Here is an 18684-nt window from a genome sequence, read left to right as displayed (position 1 = left end):
GCCTTTTTACAGTTAAAGCAGATGTTTAGTGACGGAAATGGCGTACACCGGTAAACACCATCGCCATACCGTGCTCATCTGCGGCAGCGATTACTTCGGCATCGCGCATTGAACCACCTGGCTGGATCACCGCAGTAATACCCGCAGCAGCGGCAGCATCAATACCGTCGCGGAACGGGAAGAAAGCATCAGAGGCCATGACAGAGCCTTTGACTTCTAAGCTTTCGTCCGCGGCTTTGATACCAGCGATTTTTGCGCTGTACACGCGGCTCATTTGGCCGGCGCCGACGCCAATGGTCATGCTGTCTTTCACATAAACAATGGCATTCGATTTCACAAACTTGGCGACTTTCCAGCAGAACAATAAATCTTTTAACTCTTGTTCGGTGGGCTGGCGCTGACTCACTACCTTTAAATCAGCCGCTGTTACAGTGGCTTGATCGCGGTCTTGCAATAAGATACCACCGTTGACTTGCTTGATATCCACGGCAGCACTGGCGGCAGCAAATTCGCCACACACTAATAAGCGTACATTCGGCTTAGTGGCGACAACCGCGACCGCAGCAGCGGTGGCGCTAGGGGCAATAATCACTTCCACAAATTGACGGCTAACGATTTCTTTTGCCGTGGTGTCATCTAACTCGCGGTTAAAGGCGATAATGCCGCCAAACGCTGAGGTAGGATCGGTTGCATAAGCGCGGTTATAAGCCGCCAGAATGTTTTCACCAATAGCCACACCACAAGGGTTGGCGTGCTTGACGATCACACAGGCCGGTTCGGCAAATTCTTTTACACACTCTAAAGCGGCATCGGTATCGGCAATATTGTTGTAAGACAGGGCCTTACCTTGTAATTGTGTTGCGCTGGCAACCGATGCTTCATTGGCGCCGGCTTGTACGTAAAACGCCGCCGTTTGATGGCTGTTTTCGCCGTAACGTAAATCTTGTTTTTTCACGAATTGGCTATTAAAGGTGCGAGGGAACTTGCTCGCCGGCGCGGTGGGCGTGTCATAAGCCGGTAACATGGCGCCGAAGTAATTGGCGATCATGCCATCATATTGTGCGGTATGTTCAAAGGCGCTGATAGCTAAACTAAAGCGCGTAGCATGAGTGGTGGCACCGTTATGTGCTTGCATTTCAGCCAGTACCATCGCGTAATCGTGAGCATTAACAATAATTGTCACGTCTTGATGGTTTTTAGCGGCAGCACGCACCATTGTTGGGCCACCGATATCGATATTCTCAATTGCATCAGCCAATGAGCAATCCGCTTTGGCTACGGTGTTAGCGAATGGGTAAAGGTTCACGACAACTAAATCGATAGGGCCGATGTTATTTGCCGTCATCACGGCTTCATCGATGCCTCGGCGCGCTAAAATACCACCATGAATTTTCGGGTGTAGCGTTTTAACACGACCATCCATAATTTCAGGGTGGCCGGTGTAATCAGAAACTTCAATTACGGCAATACCTTGCTCGGCTAATAATTTAGCTGTGCCACCGGTAGATAAAATCTCTACTTGCATGGCGCTGAGTGCCTTGGCGAATTCAACAATACCGGTTTTATCAGATACGCTCAAAAGGGCGCGGCGGACAGGACGAAGTGTGCTCATCAGGATTATCTCGTTGTAGCTAAAAGAAAGAGTGACATGGCGTAAGCCGGGCTGGAACAGAGCTTAGCAGCGAAGTTTTACTCTGATCCAGCTAATAAAAAAGCACCCGAAGGTGCTTGGTAGCAGGGCCGAACCCTGCGGGGCATTACGACATGCCGTATTGTTTAAGTTTCTTACGCAGCGTACCGCGGTTGATACCCATTAAGTTAGCGGCGCGTGTTTGATTGCCGCGGGTATATTTCATCACTTCTTCCAGTAGCGGGCGTTCTAATTCAGATAAAACCAGCTCGTACAGGTCGTTAACATCTTGGCCGTTTAACTGTTGCAGATAGTTAGCAACGGCTTTTTGCGCGGCGTTAGATAAAGCCTGTGGCTTTTCCTGAGTTTGTACGTGGGCGTTAGTAATAAATGGCGAAGTAACGTTCGAATTAAACATTGCTTTTTCTCTTTTACGTTAGGTGGCTGCTAGTTTATGAAAATAGTCATTTAATGCATCAAGCTGCGTTAACGCCAGCTCAATGCCATTGAATTCACTGCGAAAAAGTCCTTGAGGATCATGCTCTGCCAAATACCACCCCACATGTTTGCGGGCGATACGGGCACCGGCGTGTTCACCATACAATTGGTGTAAGCCTTGCACATGCTCCAACAGGATTTGCTGCACTTCTAAAACTGAAGGTGCGGCTAATTTCTGTCCTGTTGCCAAATAATGTACTACTTCCCGAAAAATCCATGGTCGTCCTTGAGCTGCTCGGCCAATCATTACGGCGTCAGCTCCGGTGTAGTCCAGCACAAAACGTGCTTTTTCCGGGGTGGTAATATCACCATTCGCCATTACTGGTATCGATACCTGCTGCTTAATTGCGGCAATGGTGTCGTACTCAGCTTCTCCTTTATACATACAAGCTTTGGTACGGCCATGTACCGCGAGTGCCTGTATGCCATTATCTTCAGCAATACGCGCAATTTGCACGCCATTGCGATTATCCGGATCCCAACCTGTACGAATTTTTAACGTTACAGGGACGTCAACGGCGTTAACCACCGCTTGGATAATCTGTTCAACCAACTCGGGATACTGCAATAAAGCAGAACCCGCCAGTTTTTTATTTACCTTCTTGGCAGGGCATCCCATATTAATGTCGATAATATGTGCGCCAATCTCGACATTGTAACGGGCTGCTGCCGCCATTTGTTCAGGATCACTGCCGGCAATTTGCACCGAACGGATCCCAGACTCCTGACGATGTCCCATGCGATTCTGTGATTTTTCACTCTGCCAGACCAGCGGATTGCTCGACAGCATTTCTGACACAGCTAAAGCTGCACCGAAACGCCGACAAAGCTCACGAAAAGTGTGATCGGTTACTCCAGCCATCGGAGCACAAACTACCTTATTCGCTAACTGATATGGACCTATGCGCACCACTGAATCCAAGGCTCTACCTCCAAGGGGCGCTAAGTTTACGGATTTTTGTCACTAAAGCAAAGGTTATTATTTAAACAAAACCTGCTTTTTTTTGACCTTTCAGGGATTGACATTCCCTAAAAGGCTGAAAAGCCGTGTTTTCTCAAGCTTATGTTAGCGCCAGTGCTGATGTCGATAAAAAGATAATTGTGTTGTTGTTGTTTTTATCACCAACCCAAAACTCAAAAGCCTGACTGAATAGACGCTGAATTAGGCGTTTTTTCTGGCGCTTAAACGTACCCATTCTTCCTGTTCGGCAATGGGATCAAAAGTAAACTCAGCGGCATAGGAATCGATCACACTTTGCGCTTGGCTTTGCAGAATACCCGAGAGCGCCAATAAGCCCCCCGGCTTTACATAGGCACTAATAATGCTGGATAGTTCAGCTAAGGGGCCGGCTAAGATGTTGGCCACCACCACATCGGCTTGAAGTTGTGGCTGATCTTTAGGTAAGTACAATTCTATTTGATTTAGCACATCGTTACGTTCCGCGTTGGCACGTGAGGCCATAATGGCTTGTGGGTCGATATCCACGCCAATAACACGGCTGGCACCCAGTTTTAACGCTGCAATACCTAAAATACCTGAGCCGCAACCAAAGTCGACCACGGTTTGGCCATGGCTAATGTGTGCGTCGAGCCATTGCATACACAATGCGGTCGTTGGGTGGGTGCCGGTGCCAAACGCCAGGCCGGGATCTAGCATCACATTCACGGCTGTCGGATCGGGGATAGGGCGCCAGCTTGGGCATACCCATAGCCGCTCGCCAAACTTGATCGGATGAAAGTTATCCATCCATTCGCGTTCCCAGTCTTTATCTTCTAACTGTTCTAGCTTGTAGCTGACGCCTTCTTTAAATAATGCAGTGCTTTCAAGCTGCGCAATCACTTTTTGCATCGGGTGTTCGGCATCGAATAGCCCCATCACCACGGTATTGGCCCAATAAATCACTTCACCTGGCATCGGCTCGTAGATCGGTGTGTCTTGCGCATCCAGAAAGGTGACCGCCTGCGCCCCCCAGCTCATTAGCATGTCGCTGACCTGTTCGGCTTTCTTTTCAGTGGTCGTGACGCGTAATTGGATCCAAGGCATAGCGGTTCTCTACAAGCGAAAAAAGGCGCTTATTATAGCGCCTGCAACCAGCAGAGATCCAATGAATGCCAAAAGAAAAAGGGCCCGCAGGCCCTTTTCAGTTTCACGTGAGTAAAACGCTGTTATTTAATACCCAATTTCTTTTCCAAATAATGGATATTGGTACCGCCTTTACAGAAACCGGCATCGCGCATAATGTCTTTATGCAGTGGGATGTTGGTTTTGATACCTTCCACTAATAACTCGTCTAAGGCATTGCGCATCCGCGCCAGAGCGATATCACGGGTCTCACCGTAGGTGATTAACTTACCGACCATCGAATCATAGTTTGGTGGCACCGTGTAATCAGCATAGATGTGCGAGTCCCAGCGAATACCATTACCACCCGGTGGATGGAAACGTGTGATCTTACCCGGTGATGGGATAAAGCTCACTGGATCTTCAGCATTGATCCGACACTCAATGGCATGGCCACGGATAACGATGTCTTCTTGCTTGATGGTCAACGGCATACCCGAGGCAACACGCAGTTGCTCTTTAATTAAGTCGACACCGCTAATCATTTCGGTAACCGGGTGCTCTACTTGAATACGGGTGTTCATCTCGATAAAGAAGAACTCACCATTTTCAAATAAGAACTCAAAAGTACCGGCGCCACGGTAATTCATCACTTTACAGGCATCGACACAACGACCACCGATAAAGGCACGCAGTTCTGGGGTAATACCCGGTGCTGGCGCTTCTTCTACCACTTTTTGGTGGCGACGCTGCATTGAACAGTCACGCTCACCTAAGTGGATGGCGTTACCTTGGCCATCAGCTAAAACTTGAATTTCGATATGACGTGGGTTTTCCAGGAATTTCTCCATATACACCATGTCATTACCAAAAGCGGCTTTCGCTTCGGCTTTCGTCATCTCGATAGAGCTGACTAATTCTTCTTCAGTACGCACCACTCGCATACCACGACCACCGCCGCCGCCAGCCGCTTTAACGATAATCGGATACCCGATGCGCTTTGCAATCTTCATGTTAACAGCAGCATCATCGCCAACCGCACCATCAGAGCCCGGCACGCATGGCACGCCGGCTTTTTTCATCGCTTCAATGGCTGACACTTTGTCACCCATTAGGCGGATAGAATCCGGGTGTGGGCCGATAAACACTAAGCCGCTTTCTTCAACTTGTTGCGCAAAATCGGCGCGTTCAGCCAAGAAACCATAGCCTGGGTGGATCGCTTGCGCATTAGTCACTTCAGCAGCCGCAATTAATGCGGGTATATTTAAGTAGCTTTGCGGTGAAGGTGCTGGGCCAATACAAATGGTTTCGTCAGCTAACAACACGTGTTTTAAATTACGGTCAACAGTAGAGTGTACTGCTACCGTTTTGATACCGAGCTCTTTGCACGCACGCAAAATGCGTAGGGCAATTTCGCCTCGGTTGGCTATCAGGACTTTTTCTAACATTAGTCAGCCTTAATGTTATTCGATAATAAAAATTGGCTGGTCAAATTCAACCGGCTCGCCGTTTTCAACCAAGATTTCTTTTACCACACCCGCTTTATCGGCTTGGATTTGGTTCATCATCTTCATGGCTTCAACAATACATAAGGTGTCACCCACTTTAACGGCTTGACCCACTTCCACGAAATTTTTCGACGTTGGCGATGCAGCACGATAGAAAGAACCCACCATCGGTGATTTCATAACATGACCCGTGACTACCGGTTTTGCTTCCGCTGCGGCTGCCGCAGGTGCCGCTGGCGCAGGTGCAGGCGCCTGCATTGGCGCTGGCGCATAATGCATAGGTTGTGGCGCATAATGTTGTGCGGGGCCATGGCGACTGATGCGTACCGATTCTTCGCCTTCAGTAATTTCTAATTCAGAAATGCCAGACTCTTCCAGCAATTCAATTAATTTTTTAATTTTTCTAATATCCATGTCTTTCGCCTGATTGAGTTAGGTTTGATTATGTGAGTGTAAATAAGATACTGCCGCGTCTAAAGCGTAATGATAGCCTTTAGCGCCGAGGCCGCAGATCACGCCTCGGGCAATATCGGATAAATAAGAGTGATGCCGAAAACTTTCCCGCGCATGTACATTAGATAAGTGTACTTCGATAAAAGGGATCGCAACCGCTAACAACGCATCGCGCAGTGCAATGCTGGTATGGGTATAAGCACCTGGGTTAATAATAATAAAATCTTGCTGTTGATAGCTTTGGTGGATGGCGTTGATTAATTCATGCTCAGCATTAGATTGCAGGGCTTGTAATTGCACATCTAAGGAAGCGGCTTGTTGCTGCAATGCGCTAACAATATCCGCTAAGCTGGCAGCACCATAGGTGGCCGGCTCACGAACGCCCAACATATTTAAATTTGGGCCATTTAACAGTAATATGCGCAAAGTTGCTGCCATCTTTCCCTATCCACTTATAAAATGCTGCTACCACCAACAAACGCCTTGTTTGCTGAAGTTAATGCAGCACTTTAGGGCGAAACCGGTCTGGTTGTCGAGAGCCAACTGGCAGTTACCTGCCTTATTATAGTGAAATCGCAGCAAATGGCAGCAAAATACTGGTCTTATCAGCCAGTGGCTGTCTGGATGTCTGTTGCGAGCGATGCCCGCAACGTCAGTTTTGCCAGCTTCGGCGAACTTTATCGTTCGCCGAAAGACTTTAATTGATGATGCTATTTAAATGCGCGGCAAAAGGCGCAGCAGCTTGAAAGCCCGTAACACGGCTTTGGGTTAGTTCCGTGCCATCAGGAGCAAAGAACAACAAGGTGGGTAAACCGAGTACTTGATAGCTATCCAATAATGCTGCGTCGGCGCGTGACATACGGGTAACATCAATTTTAATCAAGCGCATTTGCGACGTTAAGGCCGTCACTTCTGGTTTGGGGAAGGTCAGTTGCTCAAATTCTTTACAGGCGACACACCATTCCGCATACAGATCGACCATGGTGTATTGCCCCGCCGCAGCCGCCAGTTTTAATTGTTCGGCCAGATCTTCAGCAGTTTCTATTTCAATAAAGCCCAGTGCATTAACGTTGAAACCAGCTTGCTCGCTGCTTTGCGGGCTAGGCGCTGCCAGTGTTGATGCTGGACGCCAGTGGTTTAAGTTAAGCCAAAAAGCACCAAGTAACAGCAATTGTGCTATGACGGCTAATATCGCTTTGCCACTTGGGTTTTGCAGCGTAAATAACAGCCGATATAAATACACCACCAATACTAGCGTTAAGCCAGTACCCATTAATAAGATGGTGCTGTAAGGCAAAAATCTTTCTAACAAAATCAAAGGTACAGCCAATAACAAGAAACCAAAGATGTTTTTTACCGCATTCATCCAATTGCCCGCTTTGGGTAGTAAACGGCCACCGGATGTGCCGAGCAGCAGTAAAGGCAGCCCCATCCCTAAACTCAGGATATACAGGGTTAAGGCTCCAATAACTAAGTCGCCACTTTGTGCCACATACAATAGCGCGGCTGATAGCGGTGCAGTGGTACAAGGCGAAGCAATTAAGCCTGATAACGCGCCCATGACAAAAGCGCCTTTTAACGAGCCGCCCTGTTGTTTATTGCTAAGCCCTGAGATTTTCGCCTGCCAACTGGATGGTAATTGAAAATTAAATACACCAAACATTGCTAGGGCTAAAACGACAAAGATGACGGAGGCAACAATAAGAACACTGGGATGTTGCAGCCAAGCTTGAAACTTTACACCCAGGCTGGCGACCACCAAACCAAGAGCAGAGTAAGTAAGCGCCATGCCTTGCACATAAGACATGGATAAACCAAATGCACGACGAGTCGAAAGTTGTTTCCCTTGTCCAACGATGATACCGCTTAAAATGGGATACATCGGAAAGACACAAGGTGTAAAAGATAAACCCAAACCTAATAGAAAAAATACTCCCAAGCTTGCCAATAAAGAACCCTGATTAAGCTTATCCATTAAGCCATATTGACTCGATATCGCGTTTGAAGACGTGTCGGTATCAATATCTACTGTACTGGGTAGTGCTGTGCCGTCTGTCAGTTGCAATAATGGAATGTCAACGCTTTTCGGCGGGTAACAAAAACCGGCTTCAGCACAGCCCATATACTGAACACGAAAAATAGCGTCTTCATCAATATCGCTTAACGGGATCTTTAATTGCAATTGATGGTAATACACCTCGGTTTTGCCAAAGAACTCGTCTTCAATGGTCATGCTAGCAGGGTAGGTGGGGTGAGAAAAACTGACGGCTACGCCGCCGAGTTTAAATTTATCGCGATACATGTAGTAGCCATCAGCGATAGTCCAATTCAGTAATAAAGCGCCATCTTGTTGCCGGTAATCCAACACAAAGGCTTGTTCAACTGGCAGAAATTGCGGCTGCGCTTGCAGTAGGCTATTTAATACCGAATTGTTGTTCGCTAGTGCATTGCTTTGTTGTGCTTGGGCAAAGCCCGTTAAGGCTAGGGTGAGAACCAAGCTTAAAAGCAGCAAATAAAAACGTTTAATGATCACCTAGGGTTACCTCATTTATCCATTGACCGTAGGGTGCATGCAGCCGAGTCAGCGGTAAAGCAATAATTTCTGGCACAGTGTACGGGTGAATGGCCAAGATGGCTTGTTCTATTGCGGTAAAGTTAACGGCTGGTGCTTTTAACTGCAATTGTATTTCCACACTGTGCTCAATTTGGCCTTGCCAGCGGTAACTGGAACGAATATCCGGCAATCGATTGATACAAGCGACTAACTGCTGGGACAGTAAGCTTTCGGTGATGCGCTGTGCGCTGCTGTCATCAGGGCAATTACAGAGAATCAATAAATAGGGCGTCATCGTCGGTTCCCAATCTGAAGCACAATGAAAAGTGATTATAAGCGAAAGCGACCTTAAAAAAATGCAGGTTTTTTTACAACAGCCCTTGGAATTTTTTCCTCAGCGCCCCATATAGCGAACACACAATTTAACACCCTTGTTAAACATAAAACTCGCTTTAGGAGATAGAGCATGAATATTCGTCCATTACATGATCGTGTCATCATCAAACGTACCGAAGCTGAAAGCAAATCAGCTGGCGGCATCGTGCTGACCGGGGCTTCTGCCGAAAAATCTACCCGTGGTGAAGTCGTTGCAGTTGGCAATGGTCGTATCTTAGATAACGGTAACGTTAAGCCACTAGAAGTAAAAGTTGGCGACAAAGTATTGTTCGGTGCTTATGTAGAGCGCACAGAAAAAATTGATGGTCAGGAATATGTTATCACCAAAGAAGACAACATCTTAGGTGTCATTCTGGATTAATTTTCACACTTCACTGATCAATTATTAATCGCATTTGAGGATATACAACATGGCTGCAAAAGACGTACGTTTTGGCGACGAAGCTCGCAATAAAATGCTGAAAGGCGTAAATATTCTGGCTAACGCGGTACGCGTTACCTTAGGCCCAAAAGGCCGTAATGTTATTTTAGATAAGTCATTCGGTTCACCTGTTATCACTAAAGACGGTGTTTCTGTTGCCAAAGAAATCGAGCTAGAAGACAAGTTCGAGAATATGGGCGCACAGATGGTGAAAGAAGTCGCGTCTAAAGCCAATGACGAAGCCGGTGACGGTACCACTACCGCAACGGTACTAGCGCAAAACATCATCAACGAAGGTGTTAAAGCCGTTGCTGCTGGCATGAATCCAATGGATTTAAAGCGCGGTATCGACAAAGCGGTTATTGCTGCCGTTGAAGAGCTGAAAAAACTTTCTCAGCCTTGTGCCGACAGCAAAGCGATTGCGCAAGTAGGTACTATTTCTGCTAACTCTGACGAAGAAATCGGTAACATTATTGCCGAAGCCATGGACAAAGTAGGCAAAGAAGGCGTGATCACCGTTGAAGAAGGTCAAGGCCTGAACAACGAGTTAGACGTGGTTGAAGGTATGCAATTCGACCGTGGTTACCTGTCTCCTTACTTCATCAACAACCAAGAAGCCGGCCAGGTTGAACTGGATAACCCTTACATCTTAGCGGTTGATAAGAAAATTTCGAATATCCGTGAATTACTACCGGTATTAGAAGGTGTAGCAAAATCAGGCAAGCCATTGTTAATTATTGCAGAAGACGTTGAAGGCGAAGCCTTAGCGACTTTAGTGGTAAATAACATGCGCGGCATCGTGAAAATCTCTGCGGTTAAAGCCCCAGGTTTCGGCGATCGTCGTAAAGCAATGTTACAAGACATTGCCACACTGACTGGCGGTACTGTGATTTCTGAAGAAATCGGCATGGAATTAGAAAAAGCCACGCTGGAAGATTTAGGTACTGCTAAGCGCGTGGTTATCACGAAAGATAACACCACTATTATTGATGGTGCCGGTGATCAAGCGGCTATCGATGGTCGTGTGAAGCAAATTCGTCAGCAAATCGAAGAAGCCACTTCTGACTACGATAAAGAGAAACTGCAAGAGCGTCTGGCGAAACTTGCTGGCGGTGTAGCGGTAATCAAAGTCGGTGCGGCGACTGAAATCGAAATGAAAGAGAAGAAGCACCGTGTTGAAGATGCGCTGCATGCAACTCGCGCAGCAGTAGAAGAAGGCGTAGTGCCTGGCGGTGGTGTAGCTTTAGTTCGTGTTGCTGCTTCTTTAGTGGGCATGACGGGTGCAAACGAAGATCAAACGCACGGTATCAAAATTGCGCTACGCGCAATGGAAGCACCACTGCGTCAAATCGTTTCTAACGCTGGTGAAGAGCCGTCAGTGGTTGTAAACAAAGTGAAAGAAGGCACAGGTAACTACGGTTACAATGCCGCGACGGATGTTTATGGCGACATGTTAGAAATGGGTATCCTTGACCCAACTAAAGTAACGCGTTCTGCACTGCAGTTTGCTGCTTCTGTAGGTTCACTGATGATCACCACCGAAGCCATGGTAACTGAATTACCAAAAGATGATGCGCCTGCAATGCCTGATATGGGCGGCATGGGTGGCATGGGCGGCATGATGTAATCTGCCCAAGCATCTTTTTTCGATGTGTTAAAAACCCGTAAAGCGCTGCTTTACGGGTTTTTTTATTGGTAAATTCACTGCTTTAAGTCGCATTTTAATGATTTAAATTTATATCTCGCTTGATATTGGTTTTCCATTTAGCCGCTAATTATTCGTATGAAAACCATTGTATTGCCCTAAATAGGTTTTGTTTTCTTGTGTTTTTAGCCCATTTAGCCTGTCCATTTAGTCCTAAATGCAGATGTTTTAAGCTGAGGTTTTGCTTAAAACATCACGGTTATTGGCTCTTTTTACACCCCACTCAAAATGCTGAACGCTATTATATTTATGCTGTTTTTCGCCGTAATTTTGTACGGCTTCTGTTATAATAAACCCCTTGTGGCGCAGTAGGCTAAAGTCGAGCTAAAACTCTAACTTATTGATGTTTAAATTGTATTGTAACGAAGCATCCAGTAAATAACCTAGTAAAAAGGAAGCGTAAATGAAAGTTGTGTGCATCGGCGAAATGTTAATTGACTTTGTTTGTACAGATACGAACGCAGGCTTAGTTAACGGCGTAAATTACGTGAAAAAATCAGGTGGTGCGCCGGCGAATGTGGCGGCCTGTATTGGTAAATTAGGTGCGGATGTTTCGTTGGTAGCGGCCGTGGGTAACGACCCTTATGGTCAGTATTTAACTGAAGAAATTAAAGCCTATCATGTGAACACGGATTTTGTGTCGACGTTACCGATGTCGACCACTTTTGCTTTTGTGTCATTAGCGGATAACGGCGAGCGTGAATTTGCGTTTAACCGCGGTGCCGATGAGCAACTGTGCCTGAGCGATGCAGCAATTGAGCAATTAACCGATGATGCCATTGTACATTTAGGTTCAGCCACGGCTTTACTGGGTGGCGAACTTAGCGCCAGTTATTTACGTTTGGCTACTGCCGCTAAACGCAAAGGTAATATCATTTGTTTCGATCCCAATTTTAGAATTGGCCTGTGGCAAAACCGTGAAGAAGAATTTAAAGCTAAGTGCGAGCACTATTTTGCGCTGGCCGATATCGTTAAAGTAAGCGATGACGAATTAGTATTGTTAAGTAATGAAACCGATATGCAAAAAGGCTGTCAGTACTTTCATGATTTAGGCGTGAAGATTGTACTGGTTACTCTGGGCCCTAAAGGCTGTTTAATTTCACATCTGGGGCAGCAGACTTTAGTGCCAGCTTATGTAATAACCGCCATCGACACCACAGGGGCGGGTGACTCTTTTATTGGTGCGGTATTGTTTAAGATGTCGCAAACGGCGGCTGGCGAACATTTTTATCGTGAGCAAATTGCCGATTTCGTGGCTTTTGCCGGTAAAGTGAGTGGTTTAGTCTGTGCCACTATTGGTGCAATGGCTGCATTACCTACCTTGGCTGAAGTAGAAGCCGGTACTTTTATTGTTAAAAAGTAAGTAGGCCTAACCTCGCAAGCCTGCATCAGGCAGTGCTTGCTGGGTAATGAACATCAGCACGTGTAACACGGTGAATGGCGGTGATGGCATCACCTTGATTGGCAAAGCGGTTAGTCGCTACTTAGCAAACGTTCCGCAGTATACTCGTTGGTGATCAACCCGTTGATCATGGTTGAACGCAAAGCACCTAACAGTGACAACACTTTATCTTCACCCGCAGCAATGGCGATAACCGGCTTATCAGCATTGACTTTCAATGGCGTACTGGCCACTCTATCGTTGACGGCACAATCAATTAACTGACCGTTGCGATCAAATACCCAACTAATAATCTCGCCGACTGCACCTTTTTCTTCTAATTCTTTCAGCTCTTCGTGGGTGACAAAACCATCAAGAAATAATGGCGAGTGCAGCCCTAAATTGCCCACGCCGACAAAGGTCACATCCGCGTTAGCGGCTAAGGCCAGATTGCTGGCCACATTGCGCTGCGAATGCAGTTGTTCTTTTTCTTGCTTGCTTCTAGGTAGCACAGGTAACGGCATCGGATAGTGTTTTGCATTGATATGCTCGGCCATCCTTACCACGACATCATAAGGTGATGCTGAGCCATCTGAGGCCATATTACCCAATAGCGCGACAACTTTGTGCTGCTCACAGTCCATCGCCGTTAGCTCGTCAACGCAGGCTCTAAGTACTCGGCCCGTACCCATGGCTAATACTTGTGGCTCTGTGTGGCGAAGGTGACGTTCAATTTCATTAGCGCCAGCTTGCGCTAAACCAAGGGGGGAGCTCGTGTCATCCAGATCACTGGGTACCACTTCACAGGTGATCAGATTAAAGCGACTTTTCAGTTTTTCGCTCAAATCCATGCATTTGGCTATGGGATGATCGAGCCGAACTTTTATTAAGCCTTCGCTTACCGACAACGCCACCATTCTTTGTGCCGATTGACGCGAGATATTCAGCTTTTTGGCAATTTCATCTTGGGTGTTGCCGGCGACATAATAAAGCCAGCCCGCCCTTGCGGCATCATCGAGTTTTCTAATCTCAGCGTTGGATAGCTTAGCCACGGTAACCTCTAGTGTTTGTCAGTGGATATCAGTTTTGGTAGCAGAATAGTAAGTTGCTGCCAGTGCGAAATGCAATGTGTTGCGGGTAGGTCGTTACTTAGGTCATAAGGTTTATGTTTTAAATGGCTGGCGCCTCGATACTGGATCACTTGCATTTGCGCAGCGATAGCGGCGCTAATCCCGGCCGGTGAATCTTCAATCACCAAACAGTTCTCGGGCAAGTAACCCAAACGAGCCGCAGCATGTAAAAACAAATCGGGTGCGGGTTTACCACGTGGCACTTCTGCAGCAGTAAAGACCCGACCGTTAAAGTAGCTTGCTAGCTGCGTCACATCCAAGGCATGGGCGACACGTTCTGGGGTACTGCTGGTTGCCACGCAACTGGGTAAATTAAGTTGGTCTAACAAGGTTGTTAAACCTAAGGTGGCTTGAAGTTTGGCGGCAAAGAGATCCATCAAGGCCACATGGTACTGTTGCTGAAAGTCAGCCGACAGCAATACGCCAAAATCTTGCTGAACTTTAGCCTGCACATGTTGATAACTATGACCTAAAAAATGCTGATCAAAATAGCTAGGCGACACATCGGCACCTAAGGTTGTTAGCATGCTTAATAATTGTTGTTTGCTGAGATCCTCGCTATCGACTAACACGCCATCGCAATCGAAAATAATTAACTCGATGGAATTATTTTGCAAAGGGCGAAGTCGGTTAGTCATAGCGTTGGGTTCATTATGCTTGATAGTAATCAGCCAGTGTTTTTGCCACACCGTCATGCCACAGCTTGCTCAGCCAAGCAGAAAAGTGGTCAACAAAAACGGCATTGGTACCTATTTCGCCAAATATATCATGCATCTGTAGAAATACTACCGGATTGTCTTTCGCTTGTAATGAAAGCTCAGCCAAACGCGGTGCGTGCTCATCATATAAATCAAAGCCTAAGCCCTGTTCTGCCGAGCTGTTCATCGCGCAAAGTCGACACCAAAGTGCAACGACAAGCGCTAGGCCCTTCACGCTGCGACCTGCTGCTAAATTATCGCGGATAATAGGGAAGATAAACTTCGGTAACCGGTTTGAGGCATCTTGGCATAAACGCGGTACCGTATCACGAACTTCTGGATTGGCAAATCTGGATACAATTAACTCAGCGTATTCAGCAAAATTCACACCTGGCACTGCAGCTAAACTAGGAATGATTTCTTCTGTGGTCAGTTTTTTCAAATAGGCGGTGATGTGCGATTCTGTCATCACATCAGACACGATATTCACCCCTAGCAAAGCCGCCGGATAGGCAATAGCGGCATGGCCACCATTTAAAATGCGCAGTTTCATCAGTTCAAACGGTGCCACATCAGCAACAAACTCAACCCCAACCTCTTCTAGCGCTGGGCGGCCATTGCAAAAGTTATCTTCTAGTACCCACTGCCGAAACGGTTCGCAAAATACCGGGGCGAGATCTTCTACGCCGAACAGATTAATCAAGCGTGTTTTTTCCGCTTCTGAGGTGGCAGGGGTAATGCAGTCCACCATGGAATTAGGAAAAGTGACCTGCGCTTCCAACCAGTGAGCAAAATGAGTATCGATGCGTTTAGCCATTTCCAGCATGATGCGTTTAGTAACATCACCGTTATGCGGAATATTGTCGCATGACATCACGGTAAAGGCAGCGATGCTATGTTCCCGTCTGTGCTGTAATGCCGCTAACATCATGCCAAATACGGTTTTTGGTTGGCTGTGGTTACTGATATCGTGCAGGATATCCGGGTGTGCCAGATCAAAACCGCCTTTACTGTTAATATAATAACCGCCTTCAGTAATGGTCAAAGAGACAATGCGCGTGCTGTCCTCGCTTAATTTGCTAATTAACTTCGCTGTGTCATTTTCAATAAAATCTATCATCGAGCCGCAAATCTGGGCGCTGAGTCCTTTCGCATCTAAATCAACGACCGTGGTTAAATAGTCTTGTTGCTTTAGCTTTTCACGCATAATGGTATCAAAGGATTTAGTCCCGGCGCCAATAATGGCCCAGTCATGCGACTTACCCAGATTAAATAAGCGATGCAAGTAGATGGCTTGATGGGCACGATGAAAATTGCCGACACCGATGTGCACAATGCCGCCACTAAGCTGTTCGCGATGATATAAAGGTTTGGTTAAATTTGCCGGCAAACTGGCCAGCGTTTGATAATTTAATTTCATTGGCATGGAATGGTGCTCGTTATACTTGAGACGCGGCAACGGGTGTCGCATTTAAGCTGTTCCCGGCGGCATCAAATTTATGGATTTTATCGTCTGCTGCGCTCAGTCTGATTTGATCGCCTGAGCGGATAGGGCTGTCACCGTCCGCTTTCACGGTCAAGGTACCTATGCCGTCAACATGGACATGTAGAAAGCTTTCTGAACCAAGATGCTCAATCACACCTACTTTACCTGTCCACATGCCTGCGTCTTCGTTAATCTTGAAGTGCTCTGGGCGCACACCCAGCGTACGTGTAAGCTGATTAGCTTGAGCCTCGACCTCAATGAAATTCATTTTGGGTGAGCCGATAAAACCAGCAACAAATTTGTTGACCGGCTGCTTATACAGCTCTAAAGGCGTGCCGACTTGTTCAATAACACCGCCATTAAATACCGCAATGCGATCCGCCATGGTCATGGCTTCAACTTGGTCGTGTGTTACATAAACCATGGTCGTACCCAAGCTTTTGTGTAGTTCGGTGATTTCAAGCCGCATATTGACCCGCAATGATGCATCAAGATTCGATAATGGCTCATCAAATAAGAAGGCTGACGGCTGGCGAACAATAGCGCGGCCAATTGCTACGCGTTGCCGTTGGCCACCCGACAGTTGACCGGGTTTACGATCTAAATAATCAGTTAAATTCAGCATTTTGGCTGCAGCATCAATTTTTTGAGCGATCTCGGCAGCCGGCACTTTGGCGCGTTTTAAGGGAAAGGCAATGTTATTGCGCACACTCATATGCGGATACAAGGCATAAGATTGAAATACCATGGCCAGGCCGCGTTTGGCAGGGGCTAATTGTGTAGCGTCTTGCCCATCGATTTCAATGATGCCGCTGCTGGTGTCTTCTAAACCGGCGATCATCCGTAATAACGTCGACTTGCCGCAACCTGATGGCCCAACAAACACAATAAATTCACCATCGCGGATGGCTAAATCTAATGGACGGATCACGTTTACGTCACCGAAATTTTTCGTTACTTGTTTTAATGTAATGCTACCCATGATACGAATTCCTTATTTCACTGCGCCGAAACTTAATCCACGCACTAATTGTTTTTGACTGAACCAACCCAAGATTAAAATAGGCACGATGGCCATCACGGAGGCTGCGGATAATTTCGCGTAGAACAGGCCTTCCGGGCTGGAGTAGCTGGCAATAAATGCCGTCAGCGGTGCTGCGTTGGCAGCCGATAAAATCAGTGTCCAAAAGGCTTCGTTCCAAGCCAAAATGACATTTAACAGCAAGGTTGAGGCTATGCCGGGTAAAGCGATGGGTAGCAATACATGAAAGATTTCTTCGGTAATGCTGGCACCATCCATCCGGGCCGCTTCAAGGATTTCATGTGGGATCTCGCGAAAGTAGGTGTATAGCATCCAGACCATAATCGGCAGGTTAATGAGCGTCATCACGATCACTAAACCGAGCTTGGTATCCAGTAGGGAAAAATCCCGAAATAACAGATAGATTGGGATCAACACGCCTACTGGTGGCAGCATCTTGGTAGATAACATCCACATCAACAGATTTTTGGTACGCTTGGTTGGCACAAATGCCATTGACCAGGCGGCGGGGATGGCAATCAATAAACCGACGACACTTGAGCCTAAGGCAATGACCACTGAGTTAATAAAGTGATCAAAGTAAGGTGAACGGGCCAATACATCGCTGTAGTTTTGCAGCGTCCATTCAAACATAAATAGGCTAGGGGTTGCCGAAATGGCTTCAGCCTCAGTTTTAAAGCTGGTGATAAACGTCCACAAGATCGGGAAGAATATCAGGCCGCTGATTAACCAGGCTAGAGCGGTATAAAAGACTTTTGAGCGGAAGCTCGCGTTTGTTGACATCGATTAGCCCTCCAAATTCTTGCCAATAAGGCGCATTAAGAAAATAGCCACAATATTGGCGATAATGACCGCGATAATGCCCCCTGCCGAGCCACCCCCGACATCAAATTGCAGTAGTGATTGGGTGTAGATCAGATAAGTAATATTGGTTGAGGCATAGCCTGGGCCGCCACTGGTGGTCACCAAAATTTCAGCGAAGATCGACAGTAAGAAAATGGTTTCAATCAGGATCACGGCAGTGATTGCCCGTGATAAGTGCGGTAATACAATATAGAAAAACTTGCTGATGGGCCCTGCGCCATCTAGGTCTGCTGCTTCTAATTGCTCGCGATCTAAAGACTGAATAGCGGTTAGTAATAGCAAGGCAGCAAACGGCAGCCATTGCCAAGAGACGATCACAATAATTGAAAGTAGTGGGTAGTGTGCGAAAAAGTCGATTGGCTCAGTGCCAAAGAACGCGGCAAGGTGGGCAAATAAGCCATTTACCGGGTTCATAAACATGTTCTTCCAAACCAGCGCTGATACCGTCGGCATCACGAAAAATGGCGCAAGCACCATAATGCGTACATAGTTACGGCCCCAAATGGCTTGGTCCAGTAAAATGGCTAAGCCAATGCCGCCCCCGATGGTAATGGTTAGCACGCCACCGACAAGCAGTAGAGTATTAAAGAAAGATTCAATAAACGCCGGATCAGTCAGAAAGAATTCGTAGTTTAAAAAACCAATAAAAGCTTCATTGCCAGGCATCAGCAGGTTGTAATCTAAAAATGAGAAATACAACGTCATGCAAAGTGGCACAATCATCCATCCTAGCAATAGCACCACGGATGGAAACAGCATGAATCGAGCCAGTGTTCTGGACTGTATCGTAGCCATAAGGAAAACCTCTAAAAATATATGTTTGAGAGGTAAGCACACGGTCTTACCTCACGGGATG

At 46.8% G+C, this 18684-nt stretch carries 18 protein-coding genes; 3 read left to right on the top strand and 15 right to left on the bottom strand.

What is annotated here, in order from left to right:
• Positions 1–25 precede the first annotated feature (25 nt).
• The 9 genes from purH to cutA form a co-directional block, all read right to left on the bottom strand.
• Positions 26–1612 (bottom strand): bifunctional phosphoribosylaminoimidazolecarboxamide formyltransferase/IMP cyclohydrolase, encoded by a 1587-nt coding sequence (gene purH / locus L1N97_RS02980; protein ID WP_236128775.1) that lies wholly within the window; start codon positions 1610–1612, stop codon positions 26–28.
• A gap of 145 nt (positions 1613–1757) precedes the next feature.
• Positions 1758–2048, bottom strand: coding sequence for a DNA-binding transcriptional regulator Fis (gene fis / locus L1N97_RS02975; RefSeq protein WP_068228306.1), 291 nt, complete (start codon positions 2046–2048; stop codon positions 1758–1760).
• An 18-nt stretch (positions 2049–2066) separates the two neighbouring features.
• A complete protein-coding gene (gene dusB / locus L1N97_RS02970) occupies positions 2067–3038 on the bottom strand; it encodes a tRNA dihydrouridine synthase DusB (RefSeq protein ID WP_420778848.1) in 972 nt (323 codons plus the stop codon).
• A gap of 252 nt (positions 3039–3290) precedes the next feature.
• A complete protein-coding gene (gene prmA, locus L1N97_RS02965; RefSeq protein WP_236128774.1) occupies positions 3291–4172 on the bottom strand; it encodes a 50S ribosomal protein L11 methyltransferase in 882 nt (293 codons plus the stop codon).
• Positions 4173–4294: 122 nt separating this feature from the next.
• Complete coding sequence (accC, locus tag L1N97_RS02960) at positions 4295–5638, bottom strand: acetyl-CoA carboxylase biotin carboxylase subunit (protein WP_226749487.1); 1344 nt, start codon at positions 5636–5638, stop codon at positions 4295–4297.
• Positions 5639–5653: 15 nt separating this feature from the next.
• Positions 5654–6112: an acetyl-CoA carboxylase biotin carboxyl carrier protein gene (gene accB / locus L1N97_RS02955; protein WP_236128773.1), complete on the bottom strand. Its 459-nt coding sequence runs from the start codon at positions 6110–6112 to the stop codon at positions 5654–5656.
• A gap of 18 nt (positions 6113–6130) precedes the next feature.
• Positions 6131–6589, bottom strand: a complete 459-nt coding sequence (gene aroQ / locus L1N97_RS02950) for a type II 3-dehydroquinate dehydratase (protein ID WP_229585285.1) — start codon at positions 6587–6589, stop codon at positions 6131–6133.
• A 259-nt stretch (positions 6590–6848) separates the two neighbouring features.
• Entirely contained in the window at positions 6849–8684 is a 1836-nt protein-coding gene (locus L1N97_RS02945; RefSeq protein ID WP_236128772.1) for a protein-disulfide reductase DsbD, read from the bottom strand.
• Entirely contained in the window at positions 8674–9000 is a 327-nt protein-coding gene (gene cutA, locus L1N97_RS02940) for a divalent-cation tolerance protein CutA (protein WP_226749491.1), read from the bottom strand. Before cutA ends, L1N97_RS02945 begins: the two co-directional genes overlap by 11 nt.
• A gap of 171 nt (positions 9001–9171) precedes the next feature.
• Between cutA and L1N97_RS02935 the strand changes: the two genes are divergently transcribed.
• The 3 genes from L1N97_RS02935 to L1N97_RS02925 all read left to right on the top strand — a co-directional run bounded on the left by L1N97_RS02935 (position 9172) and on the right by L1N97_RS02925 (position 12590).
• The gene (locus tag L1N97_RS02935; RefSeq protein ID WP_226749492.1) at positions 9172–9462 is read left to right on the top strand and encodes a co-chaperone GroES; all 291 of its coding nucleotides are present in this window, start codon (positions 9172–9174) and stop codon (positions 9460–9462) included.
• Between the two features lie 49 nt (positions 9463–9511).
• The gene (groL, locus tag L1N97_RS02930) at positions 9512–11149 is read left to right on the top strand and encodes a chaperonin GroEL (protein ID WP_226749493.1); all 1638 of its coding nucleotides are present in this window, start codon (positions 9512–9514) and stop codon (positions 11147–11149) included.
• Positions 11150–11630: 481 nt separating this feature from the next.
• Positions 11631–12590, top strand: coding sequence for a carbohydrate kinase family protein (locus L1N97_RS02925; RefSeq protein ID WP_236128771.1), 960 nt, complete (start codon positions 11631–11633; stop codon positions 12588–12590).
• A 110-nt stretch (positions 12591–12700) separates the two neighbouring features.
• On the opposite strand, the gene L1N97_RS02920 is transcribed toward L1N97_RS02925, so the two are convergent.
• Genes L1N97_RS02920 through L1N97_RS02895 form a run of 6 tightly spaced genes read right to left on the bottom strand, consistent with a single transcriptional unit; the run spans position 12701 to position 18587 of the window.
• Entirely contained in the window at positions 12701–13660 is a 960-nt protein-coding gene (locus tag L1N97_RS02920; protein WP_236128770.1) for a sugar-binding transcriptional regulator, read from the bottom strand.
• An 8-nt stretch (positions 13661–13668) separates the two neighbouring features.
• A complete protein-coding gene (locus L1N97_RS02915) occupies positions 13669–14376 on the bottom strand; it encodes an HAD family hydrolase (RefSeq protein WP_236128769.1) in 708 nt (235 codons plus the stop codon).
• A gap of 13 nt (positions 14377–14389) precedes the next feature.
• Positions 14390–15862 (bottom strand): mannitol dehydrogenase family protein, encoded by a 1473-nt coding sequence (locus L1N97_RS02910; protein ID WP_236128768.1) that lies wholly within the window; start codon positions 15860–15862, stop codon positions 14390–14392.
• Between the two features lie 13 nt (positions 15863–15875).
• Positions 15876–16904 (bottom strand): ABC transporter ATP-binding protein, encoded by a 1029-nt coding sequence (locus L1N97_RS02905; protein ID WP_236128767.1) that lies wholly within the window; start codon positions 16902–16904, stop codon positions 15876–15878.
• 12 nt (positions 16905–16916) lie between these two features.
• Entirely contained in the window at positions 16917–17747 is an 831-nt protein-coding gene (locus L1N97_RS02900; protein ID WP_229585293.1) for a carbohydrate ABC transporter permease, read from the bottom strand.
• A gap of 3 nt (positions 17748–17750) precedes the next feature.
• Positions 17751–18587 carry a carbohydrate ABC transporter permease gene (locus tag L1N97_RS02895; protein ID WP_236128766.1) on the bottom strand — a complete coding sequence of 279 codons (837 nt, stop codon included), beginning with the start codon at positions 18585–18587 and terminating at the stop codon, positions 17751–17753.
• Between the last annotated feature and the right edge of the window lie 97 nt (positions 18588–18684).

Source organism: Rheinheimera sp. UJ63, from assembly GCF_021568285.1.
Taxonomy (GTDB): domain Bacteria; phylum Pseudomonadota; class Gammaproteobacteria; order Enterobacterales; family Alteromonadaceae; genus Alishewanella; species Alishewanella maricola.
The sequence above is the reverse complement of the archived record's forward strand: the minus strand, read 5'-3'. Positions and strand labels throughout refer to the sequence as shown.